This is a genomic window from Neorhizobium sp. PAMB6716 (assembly GCF_058242805.1).
In genome coordinates, this window is the sequence record NZ_CM177835.1 from 78,244 (window position 1) to 94,689 (window position 16,446).

The following is a 16,446-nucleotide window of genomic DNA, read 5'->3' on the forward strand; positions in this document are numbered from 1 at the left end:
CGTTACTGCATCAGCAGTTCGGAGGTAACCTTGATCACGTCACCGGGTTGCAGCTTCATCGTTTCGTCGGCGGCAATTTCCTTCGGGCCGGCGCCCTCATCGCGCACGATCGAATAGCGGATGTTGGCGGCCGTCCCGTGCGGATCGAACTTCAACGCTTCGGCAGACTGCGCCAGCGCTTCCGCGACCAGCTGCTGGTTGGTGCCGATCTGCAGGTTCAGCTTTTCCATTTCAGCTTCGGTGTCCTGCATGTCCTTGGCGCGTTGCGCTTCCCAGTCATTGCGCAGGTTGATCTCGTCCTGGTCGGCCTGGCTGATCTGCTGCTTGGCCCGCAGCGAATTGGTGTCGATGTCGAGAAGGGTCGACTGCACCTCGGCGGCGCGCTCCTCGCTGGAGAGCATGCGGGAACTGAGCGCCAGTCCCTGATCGCTGAGGCGGCTGATCTTTTCGCGGTCCTTTTCTGCAATGTCCAGCTGGCGGGTCTGGGTCTCGGTCTTGCGCTGCAGGGATTCCACTTCGCTCTGCAACAAGGCCTTCAGGTCTGCCAGCGCCTTCAGCTGCAACTCGTACCGGTCGCGGCGCTGTTTCATCAGCGCCGTTTCGCTGCGGATCAACTCTGCAGCGTTCTGAACCTTTTCCAGTTCCGCCGGCATCTTGATCTCGTCGGCGCCGGACATTTCGGCTTCCAGCCGGGCATGGCGGGCCATCAGCCGCGCCCGCTGGCTGTCGTAGACGGCAAGATCGCCCTTGGCATTGATGAAATCGCGGGCAAAGCGCTGGCCACTGTCGGAGCGGCGCAGGCCCCCGCCAAGGCTGATCGCCTTCAGCACGGTGAGGTTTGGCGAGAACGGATATTCGCCCGGCGTCTGCACGTCTCCGGACAGGAAAACCGGGCGGAACTCGGCCACTTCCACCGATGCGGAGGGCAGGTTGCGCAGGGCAAACTGCTGTTGCAACTTGGCGCCGATTTCGGTCGCCACCTCGGCCGGCGTGCGCCCTGCGGCATCCAGGTTTCCGATGAAGGGCAAGGACAGGGCGCCCGAAGCGCCGATGCTGTAATCGCCGCTCAGCGCATCCCAGCTTTTGACGATACCTTCGGCAGGCTGCCATTCGGCAACGCGGATGCGCAGCTTGTCCATCACGCCAAGCTTGTAGGCCTCTTCGTCTGCCATGGCCCCGCCGGCCATCATCACCGTCATGCCGGCCATGAGGCAGGCGATGAGGCGTCGGGAACCGGTTTTCTGCGTCACGCGTGGTTTCACCAGCATTGAATATCCCTGGTTGATGGCGGACAAAAGACGCCGAATAAAATTCGACGTCGCCCGCCGTTCATTGGAACAGAGGAGGATACGGACCGCGTGGTTTGAACCAGACGCGGCCGGACTGTACCGGATGAGATCAGTAACTTCCGCGCGACATGCAGACGGCGGGGATGGTCTTCAGGATGATCGACATGTCGCGCATCAACGACCAGTTCTGGACATAGTGCGTATCGAAGGCGATACGGCTTTCATAAGAAACGTCATTGCGGCCGCTGATCTGCCAGAGACCGGTAAGGCCCGGGCGTGTGCGCAGATAAAAGACGGCAAAATTGTCGTAGAGCGTCAGTTCTTCATCAACGACCGGGCGCGGTCCAACGATGCTCATCTCGCCACGGATAACGTTGAACAGCTGCGGCAGTTCATCAAGGCTGAGCTTGCGCAGGACCGTGCCGACCGCCGTGACGCGCGGATCATCCTTCAGCTTGCGGGTTGCCCGCCATTCGGCGGCCGCTTCAGGGTTGTTGTGCAGGTATTTGCGCAGCACCTCGTCGCCGTTCATCACCATGGTGCGGAACTTCAGGCATTTGAAGCTGCGGCCATTGTGACCGACGCGTGTGTGGCCATAAAAAACCCGGCCGCCATCGGTGAACTTGACGAGCGCCATGATCATCAGGAAGAGCGGGCTGAACACCACCAGGGCAACCATTGCCGTGGTGAGGTCGAAAGCGCGTTTGGCGACGCCGCCTGTGGGAAAGGCGAAGTGCATGTCGTCAGGTGCGGTAAGCGGCGAAATTGCCGATCGTGTCGCGGACTTCATAGAGAGAACTCCATTGGTGGTGCGAGTGGTCGGTGCCATTGCGGCGCATCATGTGCCGTCGGATGAGACAATAATTGTGTGTTTGGAATTTGTTTCCAGTTATTTTTTTATGGCGGGCGCCGCAGGCTGTGCCATTTTGGGGTAATGCATGTCCCAAAGCGGGGCGATGCTTGGCCGATGCCGAATGAAAATTCCCCTCAATTCAAAGATCTACTGTCCTGTTTCGGGCGCCTGTAGTCTTTCCGGCTCCGCGGGAGCGGGCTATCTCAGCAGATCAGGTGAGCGACTTGGATGCCTCTGGGGGATGTTTCCTTGTCACTTCCGATTCAGCCTACGGAATAACTGTCAGGCACTCATTTTTGTGCAGCGCAATGTTTATGTTGCATCGCAATGAGGCATTCTCCGACCTGCGTTTCTGTGTAACAAATTTTGATCGGAAAAGGCGTCTCAACCGATTGAAACGAGCCTGCAGGCGCCGCTGGATGGTTTAATGCGGCAGGAATCGGGCATAAGCTCGCAAGGGCGCTCCACGAAGTCATTACCAAATATTCATGGAAGACGCCCACAGACATGTGATAACGCTTGGTCCCTGTTTTGCTATAAGTCGGACCGGACAAGCAGAAATGGTGACGCGGTTACGACGCGAAACCAAGTGCCGGGAGGTTGGTATCATGTATGGACCACGTGTCATTGCCAGCATGTCGATCGTGCTGGTCGTGTTTGCCGTTGCCACCTACTTCCTGCAGGGCTCTGCTGTTGCGACCTTGTGGCAAACAATTCTTTGCGCTATCCTTCTCCAGGCCGGTTACTTCGTGTGCATCCTGTTTCTGGTCTCGCGCGAACGCGCGGCGCGTGTGCGCAAGGCGGCGGAAAGCGGCAATGTCGCGCACAGTGGTGAAAATGGACTGTCCGGCGACATGGGCACTGCGGCCCCGCACTTGAAGGTCAGCGATCGGTAGGTTCAGGTCTCAGCCGCCGCAATTTTGCTGCAGGTGCTTCCATATCCTGGCAAATATCCTAGTTTCGTATCGAGCGATCGATCGCAACGGAGACTGCCATGACCATCAACCTCACCGACAAGGTCTGCGTCATCATCGCGGCCAAGGATGCCGCCGATACGATCGGCAAGGCGATTGCGTCTGCGCTGCGGGAGCCGGCGGTCGGCGAAGTGGTCGTGGTCGATGACGGCTCTTCGGACGGAACCGGAGAGGCAGCCCGTTCGGCCGATGATGGAAGCGGGCGGCTCGTCATTGCCCGTTTCGAGAAAAATCGCGGGCCCTCGGCCGCGCGCAACCACGCCATCGATATCTCCACCTCTCCGCTGATCAGTATTCTGGATGCGGATGATTTCTTCTTTCCCGGACGTTTTGCCGCCATGCAGGCGGAGACAGACTGGGACCTGATCGCCGACAATATCGGCTTCATCCACCACGATCCCTCGCTTTCCATCGAACCCGAGCGGTTCCAGGCGCGCACGCGACAATTGTCGCTGATCGATTTCGTCGAGGGCAATATTTCCAAACGCGGCGTCAAACGCGGCGAGATCGGCTTTTTGAAACCGGTGATCCGCCGCGAATTCATGCGCTCTCACAGCCTGCGTTATAACGAGGATCTGCGGCTTGGCGAGGATTACGATCTTTACCTGCGCGCCCTTGCCCATGGTGCCCGCTACAAGGTGATCGATCATTGCGGTTATGGAGCGGTGGTACGGGCAAACTCCTTGAGCGGCGCGCACCGCACAGACGACCTGCGCCGGCTCTACGAGGCCGAGCGGACGGTTCGCCTGAAGCCCGGTCTGTTGAAGCCTGAGGAAGCACGGGTCGTGCGCCGCCACGAGCGCCACATCAAGGCGCGTTATGATCTGCGCCACATCCTCGATCTGAAGGCGCGCGAGGGCAAGGCCTCGGCCATCCGCCATCTGCTGACGCATCCGTCTTCAGCGCCGGCCGTGATTTCAGGCGTGCTCGCCGACAAGCTCGAGGCCCGTGCCGGCAAGGGCCGGCAAAGCCAGCCGCCGGTGCCCCCAGGCAAGCTGCGTTACCTGCTGCCGGGCGTGCCCGTCGCCCAGCGCTAAGCTGCCCGGCGGCTTTCCCCAAGGATGCGCCGCCGGTGCTGGTTCATCGAACGTCTAAGCCGACAGGTAGTCGCGCCGGACGCCATCGAGGACTTGGCGAAAACGCGCCTTGCGTTCCTCCAGCCGCCCATCCGGCGAAAGCTGCGGTTCAGCCCGGCTTGCCTGCCAGAGCGCAAGCGTCGAAGGCGCGGCCAGCATCTGCTTGGCAGCCGTGCGCAGCATGGTTTTAGCGCCTTGTGGCGCAGCTGTTGCCGGCGGCTCCAGCGTTGCGGTCTCAGCCGCAGCCCGCATAGCCGTTGTCTCCTCGGAATGGCCGCCGGCCGGGAATTTCAGCCCCCAGAAGCGGGATTGCTTCTGCACCGCTTCGGCACGGGTGGAGACCGGCACGTAACGCGGCGCATAGGTAGCGCCAACCGTGTTTGCCCAATCTGTCCACTTGAAGCTGTTGATGGAACGCGAGGTGCTGACGGCAATCCACGGCACACGAAACGCATCGGCAAGGATCGCGCCATGCATGGATTCGGCCACGATCAGTTCCGACTGCGCGATTTTGGCGATCACGTCCTTGGCTTCGCCGCGCGGGTCGAGATAGGTCAGGCCCGCCGGCTCGCAGACATTCTGCCAGATGCCGAATTCCGCCGATTCCCAATGCGGGATGAAGGTTTTTTTGAACTTTTTCGGCAGGTTCTGAAACTCCGGCATGTCGGTGACCATGACGGCGGGATCGATAATGCCCATGTCTTCGGAAAGGCCGAGCTTTGCCGCCGTCAGCGGCCCGCGCACACAGCGCACGTCCCATTCGGCGGGGTTGGAGATGTCCGGCGGCGTGCCATAACCATAACCGCTGCCGATCACCAGCTTGCGGATCCCTGTCGGCAGAAGGACGGGGTTCAGCACGGTTCCGACGCCCACCAGCAACGTGTCCGGATGGGTGTCGCGCAGGCCGGGCAGCAGGAAATCCCACAGCCAGAGGTTCAGGTCATCACCGAAATTGCCGTGATGGGATTCCCAGAAGTAAGGCTTCATGTTGCGGTCCTCGGGGTCCGTTCGGGTGAAAGGGGAAGGCGGGCCATCAGCGCGCGCCTTTCAGTTTTCCGGTGCCAAGCTCCAGCACCGTCTTCAGCAGTGCCGGATCGCGCCATGCCCAGCGGGCCAGCGTCGAAAGATCCGGCACCTTGCGCTGGCGCATCAGCCCCGCCTGGCTCCAGAGAGCCTGACGGCGCGCGGTGTTCTTGTAAGAGGCGATGGAGGCGACATCACTGGGGCGCCTTGAAAAGCGCTGCTCCAGCCGGTCGAGCGCCACCCAGGTGTTGAACTGCTGGCGCAGGAACTGCGGCGACTGGTTGTCGATGCTGTGGAAGATGTTGATGCCGCGCCCGCGTCCCGCACCTGCATCGTCGCAAAGCACCGGACGTTTTGCGGCCAGAATGCAGTCGCAGAAGAACAGCACATCCTCGGCCGCCAGCCGCAGCACCGGATCGAACCGCACGGTCTCGAAAATGGGACGGCCGATGATCATGCAGGAGAGATGCAGAAAACTCCAGTTCTTCAGCATGGTGCTGGCGAGATCCGGTACTTCCAGCACCAGCGGCTTTTCCATCACCGGGTGCGCACCGGCTTCTTCCTGAAGTTTCGACATGCCGAAATGGTAATAAAAATCCTCGTCCGCCTGCATCGAGGCCCAGTAACAATCGGCGCCAAGGCCAGTGAGGGCCTTATGGGCATTTTCCAGATGGGTCGGCAGCCAGATGTCGTCGGAATCGAGGAAGGCGGCAAACTGTGTCGAGGCCGGGATGTTGTCGAGCCCGGTGTTGCGCGCGCCGCCCGGTCCGCCGTTCGGCTGTTTGATCAGCGTGATCCGCTCTCGCTCCAGAGGGCTCAAGCTTTCCAACTCCTGTTCGCCGGGATAGGGGGATTCATCATCGACCACGATGATATCGAAATCCGTATACGTCTGCGCAAAAATGGACCGCAGGGCGCGCATCAGGACGCCTGCTTCTTTCTGGTAGAACGGAATGATCACCGTGAACGTCGCCATGATTTGCCCTGCTTTCAAAAGACATGAGACAGCCCGGCTTGTGCCAGGAAGCTCCGGTTAAGCGGCGCCGCATGCGCGCTTTTCTGCCGCAACAGCCGGCAGAAGAAGACACCCGCATGATGCATCGAGCCTCTCGCGTGCCTCATCCCCGCGCCAGAAAGCCTATTCTTTCAGGCTGAAATTTGTCCGTTTTTTGCACTGCGGCAAGGGGTGCGGGAGAAGACAGCAAAGTTCGGCATTTTCAGTCCAGCCAATGTGTTTCATTTTCATTCATGCGTGTCAATTTCGGACGAGATCCGGCCACGAAAACGCTGATGCCGCGATCACGTAGCATTTTTGCCACATTTATGCCGTAATTTGCGGTGGTCTTTGAGACTTACAACGGTAATCTGTCACGAGATCGGTTTTATAACGATGCTTGTGTCGAGAAATGGAACAGGAGGAATGGTCTCAGTCCACGCCGGATTACCCTTGGATTTCAGGCTTTTTGCCGGCGCGCAGGCGTAATTTTTTAAAGGTCAACGCAGTTCACCGCCATCAGGAGGGCATTCCCGTCTTGAGTTTTTGCTGCACTGCCACATTTTCCCCGAAACTGGGCAGCATGCTTTGGTTTCGAGGGCCGACGTCTGCTCTGGTTGAAATTCGGTTGCGGGGGAGGCGCAACCCAAGAGGGGTCAACGATATGCCTGTCGATCAGAACATATCCTCCCGCATCAACCTGATGCGCATTCTCCTGATCAGCGGCATCGTGTTTGTTCACGTGCCGTATGATGCCGATGCCAGCCCGTTCGTTGAGCCGAACGGCGTCTTCGACTGGTTTCGGGTTTTCCTGGGTGAGAGCCTGTTTCGCATCGGCGTGCCGTGTCTCAGCGCCATTTCAGGTTATCTCCTGTTTCACAAGGGACTGGAAACGTTTGATTATCGCCGCACGCTGGCATCAAAGGCCCGCACCGTTCTGGTGCCCTTCCTGCTGTGGAATTTCGCAGTCCTTGCCTTCGTGCTGCTCATTCAGCGTTTCGGCATGGGCATCGGTTATTTTCCCGATCTTCAGGCGTCTTCCGCCCTGGACTGGATGGACCACGCATTGGCATTGAACGATTTTCCGATCAACCTGCCCTTGTATTTCCTGCGCGACCTGATGGTGTGTATCCTCCTGTCGCCGGTCCTTGTTTTTCTGGTCCGGCGCGCCCCGGCGATCACGCTCGGCGTGCTGTTTGTGATTGCCGTCTTTCCGGCTCTCACCTCCGGCATCGTGCTGAAGCAGTCGATTCTCTTCAGTTTTACCCTGGGGATATTTTTCGCGCTCTATCGCGTCGATCTGAAATATCTCGACCCTTACGCGCTGCCCATTGCAGCGCTGGTGCTGGTGCTTGCAGCACTCCTGGCGCTCGGTCTTTTCAACACCGGGCCGGACTATCCGGAAACGCTCAACATCCTGCGCAATGCGCTTGCAATGTTAGGCGCCATCGGCGTTTGGCTGCTGTCTGCCCCCCTTATCCGCACGCGTGCCGGCCAGCGCATGGCCAATTCCGGCAGCCTCAGTTTCTGGACATTCTGCGCCCATTATCCGCTTCTGGTGCTGTTGTGGATGGTGTGGAACCGTCATGCCGACGCTGAGCTTTATCCGATTTTTTACATAACCTCCGTCCTCGTCACCTTTGCCGCACTTATCATCAGCAACCGTCTGGCTCTTCAGTTCGTGCCGGGCCTGTATGGGGTTTTGACCGGCAGCAGAGGCCGTCGCAAGCCCCCGTCTGGTCCGGCGTCGCGCAGGGAAGGCGAGACGCTTGGGAGCCGCAATGCTGCGGCCACGCAACAACAGAGGTAGAGAATGACCCATTTTGTAGACATGTTTCGCAAGACCGTTGTGACTGCCATGGTCCTATGTGCGCCCATTGCTGCACCGGCCGCCATGGCACAGACGACCGGAGCCTCATTCGTCGAAAACTTCGACAAGCTCGATACGTCCTTCTGGTACATATCGGATGGCTGGAACAATGGCGCCCACCAGAACTGCACGTGGTCGAAGGATGCGATCACGGTGGCAAACGGCCAGCTCGTGCTCGATTTCCGCCAGAAGCAGACTGCCGACCGCGCCTACACCTGCGGCGAGATCCAGACGCGCCAGCGTTATGGTTATGGCACCTACGAAATCCGCATGAAGGCGGCCACCGGTTCCGGCCTCAACTCGGCCTTCTTCAGTTATATCGGCCCGACCGACAAGCAGCCGCATGACGAGATCGATTTCGAAGTGCTCGGCAAGAACACCAACCAGGTGCAGGTCAACCAGTATATTTCGGCCAAGGGCGATAACGAGAAGCTGATTGCGGTGCCGGGCGGTGCCGACAAGGCCTTCAACAACTATGCCTTCATCTGGGAAAAGAACCGGCTGCGCTATTTCCTCAACGGTAAGCTGGTTCACGAGGTCACCGATGCCGCGAAGATCCCCACGCATCCTCAGAAGATCTTTGCCAGCCTCTGGGGCTCCGACACCTTCAAGGACTGGATGGGCACCTTTGCCTATAACGGCCCGGTTTCGATGCAGGTGGACCGGATCGCTTTCACCGCGCCCGGCGAAAAATGCAAGTTCGAGGGCTCCGTCCTCTGCACACTGAACTGAGCCGCTTCTTCGGCTTTGCCACCATGGTTTAACGCCTTCCTTCGGGGCGACTGGAGTTGGACGACGTGACGTTGAACGTTCTTTATCTCGCCCACGATCTGTCCGATCCGGCGATCCGCAGACGGGTTATCATGCTGAAGGCCGGCGGCGCGGAAGTGACCGTTGCCGGCTTTCTGCGCGATGAAAACCGGCTGGCGGACGAGCCGGGCATTCGTCTTGTCGTGCTGGGGGAAACGGCGGATGGCCGTCTTGGTCAGCGCATGGGCGCCGTCCTCAAGGCGCGGTTTTCACTGTCGCGCCTGCTTGCCGGCATCGAGAGGCCGGATGTCATTCTGGCCCGTAATCTTGAGACCCTGGCGCTTGCCGGTGCCGCCTCCGGCCTCTTTGGCGCGAACGTTCCCGTTGTTTACGAGTGCCTCGATATTCACCGCCTGCTGCTCGACCGGGGTGCGAAGGGCATGGCGCTGCGCGCGGCCGAAGGTGTTTTCGGCCGCTCCGCGCGTCTGCTGATCACCAGTTCTCCGGCCTTCGTCGATCATTATTTCAAGCCGCTGTCGCGCCTCGACCTGCCGGTCATGCTCTTGGAAAACAAGGTGCTCGAACTTGTAACCCCGTCAAATCCTGAACCACCGCAGATGCGCCCGCCGGCACCCGGCGCGCCGTGGCGCATCGGCTGGTTCGGCGCCATCCGCTGCCAAAAATCCTTCGCTATCCTCAGCCGGTTTGCGCAGCTGATGAAGGGCAATGTCGAAATCGTCATTCGCGGCCGCGTTTCGCCCAAAGAGTTTCCGGATTTCGAGGCGATGGTGGCCGCGGCCCCGCATGTGTCTTTCCATGGCACCTATCGCAACCCGGAGGAACTGGCGGCGATCTACAACGAGGTGCAGTTCGTCTGGGCCGTGGATTTCTTCGAGGAAGGGCTGAATTCCGAATGGCTTTTGCCGAACCGGCTTTATGAGGGCGCGCTGCATGGCGCCGTGCCGATTGCGCTCTCTTCGACCGAAACGGGTCGGTTCCTTGCCCGGCGCGGACTTGGCCTGCTGCTGCAAAAGGCTGACACGGACACGCTCGAGCAGAAGTTTTTCGGGATGACGGTCGACACCTATCGCAGCCTGTTTGAAAAGCTTGCCGCCACCGACCGCAACCAATGGATCACCGGCCCTTCCGATTGCGAGGCACTGGTGCGCCAGCTTGCCTTCCTGTCCAGCAAGGCCGCGTCAGCGGTGGGCGTCGGCATGCCGTTACCCCTGCGATCGGAGGGTTGATCATGACATTGCCGATCCTGCCCGAGATGAAAGCGCTTGTCGTCATTCCCTGCCTCAACGAGGCCGCCCATATCGAACCGCTGCTGCGCCAGTTGAACACCGGGCGTGGCAATCACGACATGCTGATCGTCGTGGCAGACGGCGGCAGCACCGATGGCACACGCGCCATCGTATCCGGCCTTATCGAGGAGATCGATGATCTCGTGCTTTTGACCAACCCGCGCCGCATCCAGAGTGTTGCCATCAATCTGGCGGTTGCCGAATACGGCGATGGACGCGATTACCTGATCCGCATCGATGCCCATGGCGATTACCCCGCCGATTATTGCGCCGCCCTGTTGCAGGAGGCCGCTGATACCGGGGCCGATTCCATCGTCGTCGGCATGAAGACGGTGGGTTTTGGTACCTTCCAGAAGGCAACGGCGGTGGCGCAGAATTCCAAGCTCGGCAATGGCGGCTCCAAGCACCGCGCCGGCAGCGCCGGCCACTGGATCGATCACGGCCACCACGCGCTGATGCGCATCGAGGCGTTTCGCACCGTCGGCGGTTACGACGAGAGCTTCACCCATAACGAGGATGCGGAACTGGATTTTCGCCTGCGCAAGGCAGGTTTTCGCATCTGGATGACCGGGCGCACCTTCATGACCTATTATCCGCGCTCGCGCCCCTTGGCGCTGTTCCGGCAATATCTCGGTTATGGCCGGGGCCGGGCGCGCAATCTTCTAAAACATCGCTCGGTGCCGAAACTGCGCCAGGCGCTGCCGCTTGCCGTCATGCCGGTTGCGGTCTTTGCGCTGTTTTCCGTCTTCCACTGGCTGGCGGCCGTGCCGCTTCTGGCCTGGGCAGGCGTCTGCCTCGCCTATGGCGCCGGGATTACACTGTCCAGACGCGATCCCCTTGGACTGCTGGCTGCCGTGTCTGCCATGATCATGCACCTCGCCTGGTCCACCGGCTTCTGGCTGGAACTTTTACGCCTCCGACCGCGAAGGGCTGCCGCATGAGAGACGACCGCGATCAATCCCTCGTTTATGTCGATATCGGCATCTGCACGTTCCGTCGCCCGGAACTGGAGGCGACATTGCTGTCGCTGTTCCTGCTCGTGGTGCCCGCCGGCACCCGCGTGCGGCTGATCATTGCCGATAACGATGAAACGCCGAGTGCTTCGGCGTTGGTGGAGAGCCTGCGCCGCCGTTCGCCGTTCGATATGCTCTATGTCCACTGCCCGAAGTCCAATATTTCCATTGCCCGCAATGCCTGCCTTGCGGCGGCCGAGGGCGATTATCTCGCCTTCATCGACGATGACGAGACGGCAACGCCGGAATGGCTTGCCGATCTTCTCTCCACGGCAACGGCCACGTCGGCCGATGCCGTTCTGGGTCCGGTCCGGGCGATTTATGACGATGGTGCGCCGGCCTGGATGAAGAGCGGCGATTTCCACTCCACCCTGCCGGTCTGGGTCGGGCCGTCGATCCGCACCGGTTATACCTGCAACGTGCTGCTCGACATGCGCTCGCCGCGCATCAGGGGGCGGCGGTTTGCGCTGGCACTTGGCCAGAGCGGCGGCGAGGACACACATTTCTTCACCGAAGTCACTGATGCCGGCGGCATCATCGCCTACGCCGAAAAGGCTGTGCTTTACGAACCGGTGCCGCCCAAGCGCGCGCAGCTGGGCTGGCTGATGAAACGGCGCTTCCGCTCGGGCCAGACGCATGGCCGCATTCTTGGCGCAAAAACCTCGCTCGTCGGGCGCGTGGCGCAGGCCGGCCTTGCCGGTCTGAAGGCCGGTTTCTGTGGTGCCGCCGCCTTGGCATCACTGTTTTCACCCATCGCGCGCAACCGTTATGCGCTGCGTGCCATGCTGCATCTGGGCGCCATCAGCGGCATTTTTGGCATGCGCGAAATCCGCCAGTACGGATCGATGGAGGCTGCATGAACATCGATGCCCAGCCGCAGGACAGCTTCCCGGATGTCAGCTTCGTCATCGCCGCCTATAACGCGCGTGAAACGATCGGGCGTGCAATCGACAGTGCGCTTGCCCAGGTCGGCGTCTCCGTCGAGGTGATCGTCATCGATGACTGCTCGAGCGATGGCACGGCCGAACTGGTGCGCTATTATGGCGATCCGCGGGTCAAACTGATCGAGATGGTCAGTAACGGCGGCCCGAGTGTTGCCCGCAACACGGGCTTTGCGGCAGCGACCGGTCGCTGGATCGCCGTGCTCGATTCCGACGACGAGGTGAAGAAGAACCGCTCGGCCGCGATGATTGCCTGCGCAAGCCGCCTGGAAGCCGATATCGTGGTCGACAATCTCGACGTGGTAAAGCCGGGGGAACCTGTGGTGACCATGTTCCCGGAGCGCGAACTGCAGCACCGGCCTTCGCTGACGCTTGCCGAATTCATCGATTCCAACGTTATCTTCAAGTCCACCTTTAACTTCGGTTACATGAAACCGATGTTTTCGCGGGCGTTTTTGACGGCACATGGCCTGCGTTTCGATGAGAGCCTGCGCATCGGCGAGGATTACCTTTTGCTGGCGTCGGCCCTTGCAAGCGGCGGCCGCTGCGCCGTGGAGCCGAGCGTCGGTTATATCTATCACATCCGCGAGGGCTCGATCTCACGCGTGCTGGAGCCGCGGCATGTCAGCGCGATGATAGATGCCGACAGGGGCTTTGTCGAAACCTTTCCGCTCGATGCCAAGGCGCGGCGGGCGCAGGCGCGTCGCAGCCGCAGCCTTGTCGAAGCGGGTGCCTTTCTTTCGCTGGTATGGGAGATCAAGCGTCGCTCGCTGGCCGGCTGCCTGAAGGTTGCCATTGCCCATCCCGGCGCGTTGCGCCACCTGAAAATGCCGATTGCCGCGCGCCTGCGCCGCGTCATCGGTTCCGCCATACGTCCTGCCAAGGCGTCATCCTGATTATCTCCCTCGCGTCGAGGGACGCCAAAGGATCTTTCTGATGGACCATATCAACCTTCGTTCGAAGACGTTTCCGGGCGCAAACCGGGATCAGGACTCGTTCATCGATCTGGACCGGCTGTTTTCCGCGCTGATGCGGCGGATCCGGCTGATTGGCCTCTGCGTTATTGCCGCCATGGTGCTGGCCGGGCTTTATCTCCTGATGACGCCGCCGGCCTATACCGCCATGACGCAGATCCTGATCGACGAGAACCTGTCGCGGTATGCCGAAAACGAGACCGACATCCAGTCGGCCCAGCAGATCGACAACCGCATGTCGAGCGCGGTGGAAATCCTGAAGTCCAAGGCGCTGGCGCTTCGGGTTGCCGATGATCTGAAGCTTGCCGACAATGCGCTCTTCCTCGATCCACCGGAATCGCCTGTCGGGCTTCTGAAGGGTAGCATCAAGAGCATTGTCGGGCTGTTGAAACCATCCGATCCGCCGGTTTCGGAAGAGGCGGCCCGCAACGGGCGCCGCGAAAAGGCATCCGCCATCCTGCAGCAATCGCTTGACGTCAACCGGGTCGGGCGCAGTTCGGTGATTGCCATTGCCGTACAGTCGCCGCAGCCGCTTTTGTCGGCGCAGCTCGCCAAAGCCTATGCCACCGCCTACCTCACTGAACAGCTAAGCGCCAATTTCAACGCCACGGAACGCGCTTCGGATTGGCTGCAGGAGCGCCTGACGGACCTTAACCAGCGCTCGCAGCAGGCGGCGATGGCGGTTGAGGAATACAAGATCAAGAACGGCCTCATTTCACCGCGCGGCGAACTTCTGTCGGCCCAGCAGCTGTCGGACCTTACCAGCCAGCTGATTGTCGCGCAGGCCGATACGGCAACCGCTTCGGCCCGCTTCAACCAGTACAAGGCGATTGTCGATCAGGGGGCGGAGGCCGCCGTCAACAACGCCATCGTCTCCTCCACGGATGGTGGCAATTCTGTCATCCAGGATCTGCGCAAGCGCTACCAGTCAGCCTCGGAGCGTGAGCGCACGGTAGAAGAACAGTTCGGCGCCGATCACCCGCAGGCCAAGCTTCTGGCGACCCAGAAGGCCGACATCGCCCAGCAGATCTTTCGCGAATTGCAACAGATGACGTCGGGCTTCCGTAACGATTACGAAGTGGCAAGCTCGCGTGAAAAATCGCTGCGCGACAGCATCGATCGTCTCGCCGGCAGCAATTCGCAGGCCAATGTTTCTGTCGTGCAACTTCGCGAGCTGGAACAGAAGGCGGCGTCGCTGAAGACGATGTACCAGACCTATCTCGACCGCTTTGAACAGGCGACGCAGCAGCAGTCCTTCCCCATCGCCAAGGCCCGCGTCATTTCCGAGCCCGGCGTGCCAACCGCGCCCTCCAGCCCGAAGAAGACCATGACGATGGCGCTTTCCATCGTGCTCGGCCTCTTCGTCGGCGGTGGCCTTGCAACCGTGCTGGAACTGAAGGAACGCTCGTTCCGCCTCGGGCACGATGTGCGCAGCCGGCTGGGTCTGCGGTTCCTCGGGTATATCCCGCTGCTGCGCTCGAAAAGGGCGAGGGAGCGGGAGGCGCAGAAAGCAGAGGCCCGCAAGTCCAAGGGACCGGCTCCCGAACCGGAGAACGATCAGGCAGCCCTTGAGGATGCGGCACGTTTCGCCAAAAAGCTCACCCGCGTTGCCGTCGATCATCCGCGCTCTGCCTTTGCCGAAACGCTGCGCAATGCCAAGCTTGCTTGCGATGTGGCACTTCCCAACCGCGAATGCCGGGTCATTGCCGTCGTCTCGGCGCTGTCGGGAGAGGGCAAGTCCACGGTGGCGGCCAATCTGGCGACAATGCTCGGCGCGATGAACAAGCGCACCCTGCTTCTGGATGCCGACCCGACCGCCGGCGGATCGAGCATCGTTCTCGAGACCGAACCGGAAAACGGCCTCTTGGAAGTGCTGCGCGGCGATGCACCCTGGACGAGCGCGATCACCATCGATTCCAAGGCAAATCTCGCCGTGCTGCCGATTGCCTCAAAAAACAAAGCCCTGCCGCACACCAGCGAATTGCTGGCATCGCCGGAAATGGGGAGGTTGATGGAAACAGTCAGCAGCCGCTTCGAATATATCGTTGTCGATCTTGCACCGCTGGTGCCGACCATCGATGCCAAGGCCTTTTCGCCCTACGTCGATGCCTATCTCTTTGTCGTGGAATGGGGTGAAACGCCGGTAAAGCTGGTCGACAGCATTCTGGAAGCCGAACCCGGCATTGCGGGCAAGACGGTCGGCGTCATTTTGAACAAGACCGACATGGACGAACTGGCAAAATATTCCGATGCCGGCGCGCCGGAGCGTTTTCGCGCCCGCGGCATGGCCTATCATCCGGATGAACCCGTCGCACTCTGATCGTAGCCGGCGCCGTCACTGGCTTCCGGTGATGGCGCCGTAGAACACGATGAACAGGTAGAGACTGAAGGCCCCCACCGCAAAGATGATGAAAAACGTCACGAGGCCGCTGCCTGCGCGGCGCTTTCGGCGCTGCGTGCTCGCACTGTCTTCCGGTTGCGCGATCGGATCATTTTCTGGAGCTTTGGTCATCAACTACCGCCTTTCTGTCGATAGATAACCGGCAGCGGCAGGCGTAGTTCCGTCAACGGTTATGGATTGCGAACGTCTGTGGCCGCGGCCCGAAGGTTTTGGCACCGCACGTCATGCCGGACGCGCCGCGGCTTCAGCCCTCATGCCGGCGCTGGCGGAGAAGGTAGACGATGGCGCCGACCGACATGGCGGCAAGCGTATACCAGGTGAAGGCGTAGACCAGATGGCTGTTGCGGAAGGACACGACGGTGAGGCCACCGATCGGCAGGCCGCCCGGATTTTCGGTCGCATCCGCATCGATGAAATAGGGGGCAACCGTCTGAAGGCCTTTGGCCGTCGCAATGGCTGCCACGTCGCGGGAATACCAGCGATCCGCACCGGGATCGTTGGCGCGCAGGAAACCGCCGCCGGGCTCGGGCAGCCGCAGGAGCCCGGTCACATCCGTTTCGCCGGAAATCTCGCCCGCCTGCCGGGCTGAGGCATCAAGCCTGTCCATGGGCACGAAGCCGCGATTGACAAGCACCGTGCCGCGGTCGGCCGTGACGAGTGGCGTCATCACCCAAAAGCCAGGCCCTCGTTCGGTGACGGCCTGTACCAGCGCTTCCTTTTCGTGAAGGAAAGTGCCGCTGACGGTGACGCGGCGATATTCGTCGGCTGCCTGGTTGATCTGCGGCCATTGGTCGGGCAGGGGGGCGGGCACTGCATTTGCATGAATGCGGGCGTCGACGCGGGCGATCAGGTCGAGCTTCCAGAACAGCCGCTGCACCTGCCAGGTACCGAGCGCGAGGAAGACAAGAACAAGGCCCGCCATCACAAGGGCGAAGGCGGTGTAACGCTTGCCGGAGTGGGGACGGGCCTCGGGTTCCATTT

At 60.7% G+C, this 16,446-nt stretch carries 15 protein-coding genes; 9 read left to right on the plus strand and 6 right to left on the minus strand.

Annotation, left to right across the window (positions count from 1 at the left end):
• Nucleotides 1-2: 2 nt before the first annotated feature.
• Nucleotides 3-1,268, minus strand: coding sequence for a polysaccharide biosynthesis/export family protein (locus tag AC4CWH_RS00375; protein ID WP_491319924.1), 1,266 nt, complete (start codon nt 1,266-1,268; stop codon nt 3-5).
• A 130-nt stretch (nt 1,269-1,398) separates the two neighbouring features.
• Entirely contained in the window at nt 1,399-2,079 is a 681-nt protein-coding gene (locus AC4CWH_RS00380) for a sugar transferase (protein ID WP_491285176.1), read from the minus strand.
• 671 nt (nt 2,080-2,750) lie between these two features.
• On the opposite strand from AC4CWH_RS00380, the gene AC4CWH_RS00385 reads away from it, so the two are divergent.
• Both AC4CWH_RS00385 and AC4CWH_RS00390 read left to right on the plus strand, forming a co-directional pair.
• Entirely contained in the window at nt 2,751-3,038 is a 288-nt protein-coding gene (locus AC4CWH_RS00385; RefSeq protein ID WP_491283647.1) for an exopolysaccharide production repressor protein, read from the plus strand.
• A gap of 98 nt (nt 3,039-3,136) precedes the next feature.
• Nucleotides 3,137-4,153 (plus strand): glycosyltransferase family 2 protein, encoded by a 1,017-nt coding sequence (locus AC4CWH_RS00390; protein WP_491319925.1) that lies wholly within the window; start codon nt 3,137-3,139, stop codon nt 4,151-4,153.
• Nucleotides 4,154-4,207: 54 nt separating this feature from the next.
• On the opposite strand, the gene AC4CWH_RS00395 is transcribed toward AC4CWH_RS00390, so the two are convergent.
• Nucleotides 4,208-5,179, minus strand: coding sequence for a polysaccharide pyruvyl transferase family protein (locus AC4CWH_RS00395; RefSeq protein ID WP_491319926.1), 972 nt, complete (start codon nt 5,177-5,179; stop codon nt 4,208-4,210).
• Between the two features lie 46 nt (nt 5,180-5,225).
• A complete protein-coding gene (locus tag AC4CWH_RS00400; RefSeq protein WP_491319927.1) occupies nt 5,226-6,191 on the minus strand; it encodes a glycosyltransferase family 2 protein in 966 nt (321 codons plus the stop codon).
• Nucleotides 6,192-6,873: 682 nt separating this feature from the next.
• Here AC4CWH_RS00400 and AC4CWH_RS00405 point away from each other — a divergent pair.
• The 7 genes from AC4CWH_RS00405 (at nt 6,874) to AC4CWH_RS00435 (ending at nt 15,384) form a co-directional block, all read left to right on the plus strand.
• Nucleotides 6,874-8,019: an acyltransferase family protein gene (locus AC4CWH_RS00405; protein ID WP_491319928.1), complete on the plus strand. Its 1,146-nt coding sequence runs from the start codon at nt 6,874-6,876 to the stop codon at nt 8,017-8,019.
• A gap of 3 nt (nt 8,020-8,022) precedes the next feature.
• Entirely contained in the window at nt 8,023-8,811 is a 789-nt protein-coding gene (gene exoK, locus AC4CWH_RS00410) for an endo-1,3-1,4-beta-glycanase ExoK (protein WP_491319929.1), read from the plus strand.
• A 65-nt stretch (nt 8,812-8,876) separates the two neighbouring features.
• Nucleotides 8,877-10,076, plus strand: a complete 1,200-nt coding sequence (locus tag AC4CWH_RS00415) for a glycosyltransferase (protein WP_491319930.1) — start codon at nt 8,877-8,879, stop codon at nt 10,074-10,076.
• A gap of 2 nt (nt 10,077-10,078) precedes the next feature.
• Nucleotides 10,079-11,077, plus strand: coding sequence for a glycosyltransferase family 2 protein (locus tag AC4CWH_RS00420; protein WP_491319931.1), 999 nt, complete (start codon nt 10,079-10,081; stop codon nt 11,075-11,077).
• Complete coding sequence (locus AC4CWH_RS00425; protein WP_491319932.1) at nt 11,074-12,009, plus strand: glycosyltransferase family 2 protein; 936 nt, start codon at nt 11,074-11,076, stop codon at nt 12,007-12,009. The genes AC4CWH_RS00420 and AC4CWH_RS00425 overlap by 4 nt, the downstream gene beginning before the upstream one ends.
• Nucleotides 12,006-12,986, plus strand: coding sequence for a glycosyltransferase family 2 protein (locus AC4CWH_RS00430; RefSeq protein ID WP_491319933.1), 981 nt, complete (start codon nt 12,006-12,008; stop codon nt 12,984-12,986). Before AC4CWH_RS00425 ends, AC4CWH_RS00430 begins: the two co-directional genes overlap by 4 nt.
• A gap of 40 nt (nt 12,987-13,026) precedes the next feature.
• Nucleotides 13,027-15,384: a Wzz/FepE/Etk N-terminal domain-containing protein gene (locus AC4CWH_RS00435; protein ID WP_491319934.1), complete on the plus strand. Its 2,358-nt coding sequence runs from the start codon at nt 13,027-13,029 to the stop codon at nt 15,382-15,384.
• 15 nt (nt 15,385-15,399) lie between these two features.
• Here the strand turns inward: AC4CWH_RS00435 and AC4CWH_RS00440 are convergent, their stop codons facing one another.
• Together AC4CWH_RS00440 and AC4CWH_RS00445 are read right to left on the minus strand one after the other, a co-directional pair.
• The gene (locus tag AC4CWH_RS00440; protein WP_491283658.1) at nt 15,400-15,576 is read right to left on the minus strand and encodes a hypothetical protein; all 177 of its coding nucleotides are present in this window, start codon (nt 15,574-15,576) and stop codon (nt 15,400-15,402) included.
• Nucleotides 15,577-15,709: 133 nt separating this feature from the next.
• Nucleotides 15,710-16,444: an SURF1 family protein gene (locus AC4CWH_RS00445; protein ID WP_491319935.1), complete on the minus strand. Its 735-nt coding sequence runs from the start codon at nt 16,442-16,444 to the stop codon at nt 15,710-15,712.
• Nucleotides 16,445-16,446: the final 2 nt, after the last annotated feature.